The sequence below is a fragment of the Methyloceanibacter sp. genome, from assembly GCF_050728395.1.
In the GTDB taxonomy this organism is placed as follows: domain Bacteria; phylum Pseudomonadota; class Alphaproteobacteria; order Rhizobiales; family Methyloligellaceae; genus Methyloceanibacter.
This window is the reverse complement of the sequence record NZ_JBOHJB010000099.1, coordinates 1-9,558: the sequence shown is the minus strand read 5'-3', so window position 1 is coordinate 9,558 and position 9,558 is coordinate 1. Positions and strand designations below refer to the sequence as shown.

At 61.8% G+C, this 9,558-nt stretch carries 9 protein-coding genes; 6 read left to right on the top strand and 3 right to left on the bottom strand.

Translation table 11 applies throughout. The features are described from left to right. Window positions 1-124: 124 nt before the first annotated feature. Window positions 125-805: a TlpA disulfide reductase family protein gene (locus tag ACREC7_RS14020; RefSeq protein WP_431556310.1), complete on the top strand. Its 681-nt coding sequence runs from the start codon at window positions 125-127 to the stop codon at window positions 803-805. Between the two features lie 8 nt (window positions 806-813). Here the strand turns inward: ACREC7_RS14020 and ACREC7_RS14015 are convergent, their stop codons facing one another. Further along, a complete protein-coding gene (locus ACREC7_RS14015) occupies window positions 814-1,491 on the bottom strand; it encodes a hypothetical protein (protein ID WP_431556309.1) in 678 nt (225 codons plus the stop codon). A 105-nt stretch (window positions 1,492-1,596) separates the two neighbouring features. On the opposite strand from ACREC7_RS14015, the gene ACREC7_RS14010 reads away from it, so the two are divergent. Together ACREC7_RS14010 and ACREC7_RS14005 are read left to right on the top strand one after the other, a co-directional pair. Next, a complete protein-coding gene (locus ACREC7_RS14010; protein WP_431556308.1) occupies window positions 1,597-2,868 on the top strand; it encodes a DUF2254 domain-containing protein in 1,272 nt (423 codons plus the stop codon). Window positions 2,869-3,125: 257 nt separating this feature from the next. After that, complete coding sequence (locus ACREC7_RS14005; RefSeq protein ID WP_431556307.1) at window positions 3,126-3,842, top strand: TerB family tellurite resistance protein; 717 nt, start codon at window positions 3,126-3,128, stop codon at window positions 3,840-3,842. Between the two features lie 350 nt (window positions 3,843-4,192). Here ACREC7_RS14005 and ACREC7_RS14000 read toward each other — a convergent pair whose 3' ends face one another. Further along, the gene (locus tag ACREC7_RS14000) at window positions 4,193-4,663 is read right to left on the bottom strand and encodes a hypothetical protein (RefSeq protein ID WP_431556306.1); all 471 of its coding nucleotides are present in this window, start codon (window positions 4,661-4,663) and stop codon (window positions 4,193-4,195) included. A gap of 129 nt (window positions 4,664-4,792) precedes the next feature. Between ACREC7_RS14000 and ACREC7_RS13995 the strand changes: the two genes are divergently transcribed. After that, window positions 4,793-6,655 carry a caspase family protein gene (locus tag ACREC7_RS13995; protein WP_431556305.1) on the top strand — a complete coding sequence of 621 codons (1,863 nt, stop codon included), beginning with the start codon at window positions 4,793-4,795 and terminating at the stop codon, window positions 6,653-6,655. A 16-nt stretch (window positions 6,656-6,671) separates the two neighbouring features. On the opposite strand, the gene ACREC7_RS13990 is transcribed toward ACREC7_RS13995, so the two are convergent. Further along, entirely contained in the window at window positions 6,672-7,637 is a 966-nt protein-coding gene (locus ACREC7_RS13990) for a D-alanyl-D-alanine carboxypeptidase family protein (protein ID WP_431556304.1), read from the bottom strand. Between the two features lie 329 nt (window positions 7,638-7,966). Here ACREC7_RS13990 and ACREC7_RS13985 point away from each other — a divergent pair, with 329 nt between their 5' ends. Both ACREC7_RS13985 and ACREC7_RS13980 read left to right on the top strand, forming a co-directional pair. Further along, window positions 7,967-8,521, top strand: a complete 555-nt coding sequence (locus tag ACREC7_RS13985; RefSeq protein WP_431556303.1) for a sigma-70 family RNA polymerase sigma factor — start codon at window positions 7,967-7,969, stop codon at window positions 8,519-8,521. Further along, window positions 8,518-9,234, top strand: coding sequence for an anti-sigma factor (locus ACREC7_RS13980; RefSeq protein ID WP_431556302.1), 717 nt, complete (start codon window positions 8,518-8,520; stop codon window positions 9,232-9,234). The genes ACREC7_RS13985 and ACREC7_RS13980 overlap by 4 nt, the downstream gene beginning before the upstream one ends. The last annotated feature ends 324 nt before the right edge of the window (window positions 9,235-9,558 follow it).

Here is a 9,558-nt window from a genome sequence, read left to right as displayed (position 1 = left end):
TCCCTATCCCTCCCCCACAAGGGGGGAGGGGAGAACAAGCGGTTTGGCCGCGACAGATCATTCGCCACTCTCGCTAATTGGACATGACGACCTGGGTTAAATGGCGCGACGCCTGAAGGAACCGATGAGCGCTACCGACAAACACGACGCGTCGCCGGCCACCATTCTCATCGCTGCGTTGCTTGCGGCGATTGCCGGGTTCGGCACGGTATATTTGAGTTTTGCCCCTTCTGACAATGGGCGCCTCGCGTCATCGATAAAGCAAGGTGAAGGCGGAGCGGCGGCGCCGGCTGAAGAAAAGGCGGGTCACGGGCCGCTTGCCGGACTGAACAAGGGCGCCATGGCGGCGTTTCTCGCGAGGCCGAAGCCGCTCGACCTTGGCGAGGTCAGCTTCGTCGATGGCGAAGGCGAGACCAAGTCCTTGAGCGATTGGCGGGGCAAGGTGGTGCTGCTCAATATCTGGGCCACCTGGTGCGTGCCCTGCCGGGAGGAGATGGCCACGCTCGACAAGCTTGAAGCCGCGCTCGGCGGCAAGGATTTCCAGGTGGTGGCGGTGAACATCGACCGGGGCGGAGGCGACAAGCCGAAGAGCTTCCTCGCCGAGACGGGAGCCACGCATCTTTCCCTCTACACCGATCCTTCGGGCAAGCTGTTCAGCACGCTGAAGGCGGTTGGCATGCCGACCACGCTTCTGCTCGACCGCGCGGGGCATGAGATCGGGCGCCTGGTCGGACCGGCCAATTGGGATTCGCCCGAGGCGCTCGCCCTGATCAAGGCGGCGATCGCGGCGCCGGCGAGTGCCTAGACGATGGTTTATCCGCCGCCCGTTAAAGCTGCCTCAGATGGTCGACGGAGGCTATCCCGCAAAATGGAAGCACTGAGCAGGAACACCCACGAGGGGAAGACCAGGAAGCTCCAGCGCATATAAAAGCTGCCGAACAGAAGAAGCAGTGCCAACAGGTAACCCAAAACCGCCAGCCAGCGTGGCGCAATCCCGGTGTAGATTGCGACCGTCGATGTGGTGATCATGAAGACGCTCGCCATCTTGATCATGTAGACATTCACCAGGCTGTAAGCCGCGGCACGGGCGAAGTGGAACGTCGGGGAACCGATCAACTCTTGGGGTTGCATGGCAAAAGCGATCAGGATTGCACCCACCATCGCCGCCGCGGTGAATAACATTCCGAGAAACAAGAGACCGCTTCCGAAAAACACCGTCGCAAAGAAGCGGTCTTCCAGCTGACCCAGACGGTCGCGCAGCACGCCGATGAACCATAGGAAGGCGATCCCGGCGAACGGCAGCAAATTCAGCGCGAGCGCAACAGTCCGCGAGTTGGATTGGAGCCATAAGCCTGGCTCCTGAGGATTAGCGGGTATCGACGTTAGAAGCAGCCAGAAGACGACAATCAGCAAAATGGAAAAGACCATCCCCGCGATGGCCGCGGCCTTGGGCGTTTTCAAATTTGCGCGGGTAATGGGCTTGCTTGGCATCTTAGCCCCACCGCCAATCCTACCGGCTCTCCAGCCAGTCAGGTAAGCTGGGTCATCTTAATTGCAATTTTGCCCGTCGAGTGCGCTTTGTGGCGGAGGAAACAGATGTGGAACCGGTGGTACGCGTTCGCGAGCTACGTCAGATCCTCTCTCTGGATTGTTCCCTTCATCGCCCTTTTGCTCGAACAGATAGTGTTCCGCGTCATCTACGCGCTCGACGCAAGGATCACCTGGGTTCCTCCTTGGCCCTTAGGTGTATCGGGCACGCAGGCGGCGTTACAGACGATCATAACGCTGAACCTTTCCTTCATCGTGTTTACGTTTGGCTCGATGCTTATCGCAATTCAGGTTGCGAGCGGGCAACTGACGCCGCGCATCATCGCGACCACGTTGTTACGCGACAACGCCATACGCTTGACGGTGGGGCTGTTCGTTTTTGCGCTGCTCTTTGCCCTGGGAGCGGTGGCGCGCATCGAGACGAGCGTTCCCCATGTGATCGCGTGGATGGCAACGATTCTCGGGTTTGCCTCGATGATGGCGTTTCTTTTCATAATTGACTACGCGGCTCGGCTGTTGCGCCCCGTCAGCATTCTGTGGCGCGTGGGCGAAGAGGGCATCGCGGTCCTCAAGAGCGTTTATCCGAACCCAATCAAAGATACCGATGTCCTTCCCTCCCCAGGACGGCAGCTCGGCACGCGCGACCAAATCGTCACCCATCAGGGCACGTCAGCCATCATGATTGCTGCCAACCTTGACGCGCTGGTCGCCGAAGCGTGCCGCGCTGACGGGGTCATCGAGGTCATGCCTCGGATTGGCGATTTCGTCGCCGTTGGCGAACCCATATTTGGGCTCCGTGGTGGCACATTCGACGAGCGCGAGCTGCGGGAGTCCGTTGCCTTCGGGCCGGAACGTACCATCGAGCAAGACTCGACCTTTGCCTTTCGCGTGATCGTAGATATCGCGATCAAGGCCCTGTCCAAGGCGATCAATGATCCCACGACCGCAGTGCTCTCTATCGACCAGCTTCACCGCCTGCTGCGGATTGTTGGTGGGCGGCATTTGCACGACGAGCAGATCAAGGATGGGGGCGGACAGCTACGGGTTATTTTCCGGACCCCGAACTGGGATGATTTCGTCCAGCTCGCTTGCCGGGAAATTCGCCTCTACGGCGCCGAGAACTTTCAGATCGCCCGACGCTTGCGGGCTATGATTGAAAATTTGGTCGCAACCCTGCCGGAAAGCAGACATCCCGCTTTGCGTCTGGAGCTTGACCTGCTCGATCGCACCATAGAGAAGCTCTACCTCCTCCCGGAGGATCTGGTGGTCGCGCGCATCGCGGACACTCAGGGCTTGGGCGGGTCATCCGGCACCAAATAACGAGCCATAGGTATGTCCACGCCGGAACCCTGTCGAGGCTTCGGGTGGCGGAGGAAACGGCGAAAGCCGTCCAGCTTGCTCCACTGCCCTCGGCATCCGAGCCCTTCTCCACGCCCGCAGTCGATGTCCTTTCTGAGCCCGCGTGAAATAATGCCCCTCCGCCTCGCAGCGTGGCCAGCTTGTCGAAGAAGCGGGGATGGTCCAATCTGGAATTGGTTCTGTCCGTGAGGTGGAAGTAGCGTTCGGGAGGCATTGGAATGTCGATTTGGGAGAGGCTTTCAGAGGCTACGCGCAATCTCTCGGTCGGAGGCCAGGTCAGCTCGCTCTTCGGTTTCGGGTCCACCAGTCAGGCGCGCGAAGCGTATTCTGAACCAGACAACGAACTGCCATTCACCGTGGGCGTCATCGTGCTGAGCGCCAAGATGGCCAAGGCCGACGGCATCGTCGCCGCCGACGAGGTCAAAGCCTTCAAAGAGGCATTCAAGATCTCTGCCGCGGAGATGAAGCAGGCCGCGTCGATCTTCAATTCCGCCAAGCGGGACGCCGCCAACTTTGAGACGTATGCCGAACAGCTCGCGACCGTCTTCGACGGCAACCGCAGATTGCTCGAGGACGTGCTTGACGGGCTCTTCCACATCGCCAAGGCCGACGAGGAAGTGCATCGGCAGGAGGAACAATTCCTCGGGGAGGTTGCCAAGCGCTTCGGCTTCACCGTCGACGAGTTCAACTCGATCAAGGCCCGCCATCTGGATGCCGCCAAGCGCAATCCATATGACGTGCTCGGCGTGGAGCCTTCCATCAGCGATGAGGAGCTCGAACGCCACTACCTCATGCTTGTCGCCGGCGACGATGCGGAACAGCTTATTGCTCGCGGTGTGCCGATGGAGTTTGCCATCATTGCCATCGAGAAGCGCGCGGCTCTCAGCGAGGCTTATGACAAGATCATGGAGGAACGCTCACAGCCGGTTGGCTAACGATCCGTCATGGCTGCTTCTGGCACATCTGCGGCATGTGCGCGCGCTTGAGCCTTGTCCCGATTCCATTCGGAAGCGGATATCTCGGGCAAGGACGATCCGGCGGCTTCGATTGAGTACAACACCAAGGGCTTTATTGCGCGAGGTCGACCGAGTCCTCGTTCAGGATATAGGTCAGGTGACAGGTGGCGCTGCTCGGCTTGTCGCACGCCGTTCCTGCGCTCTTGGGCGTGATCCATCAGGGCTGAGCCGATCTCGGAGCGATTCGTCAAGTCAACACATGAATTCATGTCCGCTGCCGGGACGAACAGCAGAAAGCTTATGACCAATAGGAAGACTTCTCTGCTACCCTACGGCTCGGGCTCGATCTCGTTCTCATAGAGTCGATAAGTCAGGCGGCATGTCGTGCCCGCCGGCTTGGGGCACGCCGATCCGGCCGTGACCACTTGCAGCAGATGCTGCCCATGGCTCTTTGAGAATTTGTAGCTCTTCACCGCCTCGTCGAAAGCGAGGTTCCAGGCCGTCGACCCGTTCCACAGATAGATCTGCAACACGCAGCCTTCGTCATCGCACATCTGGTTGATGCCGCCCTGGCAGCTCAACTTGGAATAGTCGGCGATCCAGTCCTCGCCGCCGTCGCCGTTCACGTCCTTGGTGCTGAGCACAGCGTCGGCGTTTGGCGTGCCCTCGAGATCCTTGCAGGACTGCACAGCCTCGGCGACCTCGGCCGCGACATTGTCGGGGGCCTCCTTGGCATAGGCAACTGCCATGCCACCGAGCACGAGTAATGCGGCAAGAACTTTGAAATCGGGTGCTGGCATGGCCGATGGGCGATCTTGATCGCCGCATGTCTAGCAAAAAGCGCCAAGGATGGAGATGCGGTATTTAATGCTTGCCGCTGCTGTCCTGGGTTATAGTCGCGGCCAGATGCGCGCAGCCCTATGAGCCTAATGCGTGCCGGCAGCCGGTTGATCCTCCGCATTTTTGCGATCCTTTGCATCGTTCTTGCCGCTGCGGTGAGCGCGTCGCCGTCGCTCGCGCAGTCCCAGAAATTGACCAATCAGTGCAAGGATCAGAGTCATCTCGATCAGATGATCGACGCTTGCACGAAAATCCTTGCCATGCGGGGATTGTCGGGAGCAACGCGCTCGATCTCCTTCTATAATCGCGCACAGGCCTGGATACTGAGAGATGAGTTCAATCTGGCTCTGGCCGATTATAGTGAAACCCTTAAAATCAACTATTCCACTGCCTTTAATTACTGGAGTCGCGGTCAGTTGTTCAGCTCTTATATCGGCGACCAGGATAGAGCGATCGCAGACTACGACGAAGCGCTGAGACTTGAGCCGAAACCGGATCCCTCGGGCTATCGTGTAAACAGGGCGGGCATCTTCCTCGATCGAGGTATCGCCCGGGGAAGAAGGGGCGACACCGACGGTGAAATGGCGGACTACAATGAGGCAATCCGCCTCGGTCCCGGCGCTAATTACGCGACCCTTTATGCCAATCGCGGCGTCTTGTGGCGTACGCTCGGAGACTACGATCGTGCTCTCGCCGATCTGGATAAGGCAGTCAAGCGCGACCCGAAGAATGCACACTCCTACGCCACGCGGGCCACGATCTGGCAATTCAAAGGGAATCTGGACCGCGCTCTCGCCGACGCGGACCAGGCGATCAAGCTCGAAAAAAAATCGAAGCCCCTGTACTTGAGTTACAGGGCCGAAATTTATCGCTATCGCGACGAGTTTGAGGCCTCGATCAGCGACTACGACGCGGCGCTTCGCGACACCCCCGATTTTGCCATGGCCTACACTGGCCGCGGGCTCACTTACGAAAAGATGGGCAACCTAACCCGCGCGCTCGCAGATTTCGAGAAGGCCCTGACGATCACCAAATTTTCCGACAGCAATAAGTCAGCGCAGGAAACGGCGCGCGCGAGGCTTGCCGCTCTGAATGCCGGTGAACCGCAGCAAGCGGCATCGGTCCCAGCACCGGTCACAGCGCAAACGGCGAGCACTCCGTCGGAGCAACTGCAAGGCAACGTCTCGCAAGGGCGCCGCGTCGCGCTGGTGATCGGCAACTCGGCCTACAAAGCCGTGCCGGCGCTCACCAATCCGCAGCACGATGCCGAGGCGGTCGCTGGCGCCCTGCGCAAAGTGGGCTTCGACGTGGTCAGCGTAAGCAGCGATGCGACGCGCGAGCAACTGATCGAGGCGCTGCGCCAATTCGCCGACGAGGCCGAGAAATCGGACTGGGCGATGGTCTACTACGCCGGGCACGGGATCGAGGTCGGCGGCACCAACTATCTCATTCCCGTGGACGCGAAGCTCGCCACCGACCGCGACGTGCAATTGGAAGCCGTGTCGATCGACCAGGTTTTGATCGGCGTCGAGGGGGCGAAGAAGCTCAAGCTGATCGTCATGGACGCCTGCCGCGACAATCCCTTCATTCCGCAGATGCGCCGCACCGTTTCGCCGCAACTGACCATGGGTATTCAGGCCGCCGACGCATCGGGTGGCACCCCCGCCGGAACGCGCTCGGTCGGCCGCGGCCTGGCTGAGGTCAAGCCGCAAGGCGCCATGCTCGTGGTGTTCGCCGCCAAGCATGGGCAGCTCGCCCTCGACGGCGAGAGCGCCAACAGTCCGTTCGCCACAGCGTTCGTGCAGCGGGTCGGAACGCCAGGCGTGGAGATCAACAAGCTAATCAGGCTCGTCCGCGACGATGTCATGGAGGCGACCGCAGGGCGCCAGGAGCCGTTCACCTACGGCTCGCTTCCTGGACGCGAGGACTTCTTCTTCGTCGCTGGAAAGTAGGACGAAGTGGCCCCGCTCAGTTGGCGGCGGTGCTATTGGATTTGGACTTCGACTTGAGGCGAGCCGCGGTCCGCTTGCGCACGGGCTTGGCCCTGCCTGGGCCGCAGATGGTGTTGCGCAAATGCACAGGTCCGTCGCTCAACGAGGCCTGCATGGCGAGGCCGTCGATGGTGGTGCCGAACACCGACTTCCAGAAGTACCGCTTGAAGCCGTTCTCCAGCAGGTTGGCGGCGCGGTCGGTGCGCGTGGCGATCGAGGGCTCGCCGAGCACCACGGCGACGAGGCGCCTGCCGTCGCGGGTGGCGCTGGCTACGATGTTGAAGCCCGAATCGCAGATGAAGCCGGTCTTCATGCCGTCGGCGCCCTGGAACGAGACCAGCAATCGGTTATGCGTGCGGATCAGCTTCTTGCCGACCTGAATGCTCGATAGCGCAAAGATGTCGGCGTATTCGGGGAATTCGACGATGATGGCGCGGGTGAGCTTGGCAAGATCGCGCGCGGTGGTGACCTGACCGTCCTGCGGGAGGCCGTTGACGTTTTCAAAGTGGGTGCGGGTCATGCCGAGATGCGCGGCGGCATCGTTCATGCGCTGAACGAAAGCTTCCGTGCTGCCGCCGACCGCTTCGGCGAGCATGACGGCGACGTCGTTGGCGGATTGGACGATGAGCACCTTCAGCCCGGTGTCGACCGTGATCTGCCCGCCAACCGGCAGCCAAAGCTTGCTCGGTGCCTGGGATGTCGCCTTTTGCGAGCAGGTGATTTGCGTGTCAGGCTTGATTTCCCCCGCCTTCAGCGCCTGGAAGGTGACATAGGCGGTCATCAGCTTGGTGAGCGAAGCGGGGAACCACTGCGCATCGGGGTCCTCGGAGTAGAACACCGTGCCGTTGACCGGCTCGAACACGAGCGCCGGCCCTGCGGTGGCGACCGATGGAGCTGTGAGCAGCGCCCCAACGAGTAGGCCAAGGCAGGCACGTGTCAGCATTCTCTTGCTCCCCTCGCTCGGGTATCCGCCGCATCCGCCAAAGGCGCGGCCGCACCAGCCGGGCTTCGCGCTGATACCCGTGGGAGCCGGCCCCGGCTCCCTTCCCCGCATCCCATTCGGGCCCTTGGTCTCTCGGTCCGCCGAGCGGCCCTATAGTCAACCGAAATTCGACTGTTCCGTGACCGGCTGGAAGAGTAACGCGACGATCTCAATTCGCAACTGCGAAATTGCCGGTTTTCAAAGCCAATCGCAGCAGACAGGGCCCTTGCCGCGCGCTATGCAACGGGTGCACCTCTTTTGGGCAGCATACGAGGCGGGCAGGCAAGCCCATGGATGCAGAGACAAGGCGCCGCCAGCTTGTCGCCGCAATCGCCAGAGTCGCCGGCGGCGATCGCGCCGCTCTGCGCCTCGTTTATTCAGAGACCTCGGCGAAGCTTTTCGGCGTCTGTCTCCGTATCTTGGGTGACAGAAGCGAGGCTGAGGACGTGTTGCAAGACGTTTATCTCACGGTGTGGCGGAAGGCGGCGAGCTTCGATGAGGCCGTCGCAAGCCCGATCACCTGGCTCGTGGCCATTGCCCGGAACCGCTCCATCGACCGCCTGCGCTCCGGTGCGTCGCGCGCCCATGCGCCGCTCGAGGCTGCCGCCGAGATTCCCGATGCGGGTTTGAGCGCGCTCGAGCAGCTCGAGATCGGCGAGGATCAGGTAAGGCTCAGGGATTGTTTGCAGGAGCTCGAGGCGCGCCAGTCGGCGGCGATCCGCTCAGCGTTCCTCGACGGGTTCACCTATGAGGAGCTTGCGATGAGGAACCGCGTCCCGCTCGGCACCATGAAGAGCTGGATCAGGCGCGGGCTGTTGAAACTGCGGGCGTGTCTTGAACGATGAGCGATGAAGACACCATAGGCGCCGGCGACCGCCAGGATTTGACCGCCGCCGAATATGTGCTCGGCGTGCTCGCGCCCGAGGAGCGCCGCGCCGTGGAGTTCCGCATGGCGAGCGAGCCGCGCTTTGCCGCCGAAGTCGCCTACTGGGAGGCGCGCCTTGGCGGATTGGCGAAAGCGATCCCCGCCGTTGCGCTGCCCTCCACGGTGTGGGATGGCATCGAGGCCAGGCTGTCAGCGTCGCTGAAGGCTTCCGCCGAACCTGGCGGCATCTGGCGGAGCCTCGCCTTCTGGCGGACCTTCGCCATCGCCTCGACAGCGCTCGCCGCCGCGAGCCTCGCCGGCCTCGTCTATCTTGCGCAAGTTCCTTCGCTCGGGCCGCCGCTGCTCGCCCAGCTCAACGCCGAGAGCGGCCAGGCAAGCTTCGTTGCCGCGGTCAACAAGGGAGGCGACAGCCTCACCATCGTGCCGGCGACGCTTCTCACCGGCGATCAGCAGAAGGCTTTCGAGTTGTGGCTGATCCCGCCAGGCGACAAGCCGCACTCGCTCGGCCTCATCGATCCGACCAAGCCGGTTCGCATCACCCTGCCGGAGACCCTGCTGCCGCAGGTCAATCGCGATGCGGTGCTCGCGGTTTCGCTCGAGCCTCCCGGCGGCTCGCCCACCGGTCAGCCGACCGGCCCGGTGATCGCCAACGGCAAGCTCGCAAGCCTGTAAAGGAGTTGCTGAGGGCGGCATCTCGCTCCCCGCTCCCCCCTTGCGGGGGAGCAGGATCGGCGTAGCCGATCCGAGGGGGGCAAGACGCGAGGCAGTCGAGGCGATGGATTCTTTGATGGAACCCCTCTCCCTATCGCTCCCCCACAAGGGGGGAGGGGAGAGCGGCGGCCCGTTCGGCAGTTCGTAGTCACCGCGTCGGCATTCTTTTTTCATCCCTCCCCTTGATGGGGAGGGTGGCGAGCCCGGCTTGGCCGAGATCGCCGGGTGGGGTGATGCGCTTTAATGCGCGCTATCGCTTTGCTGTTTGAGCGCGAAGCCCCCCAC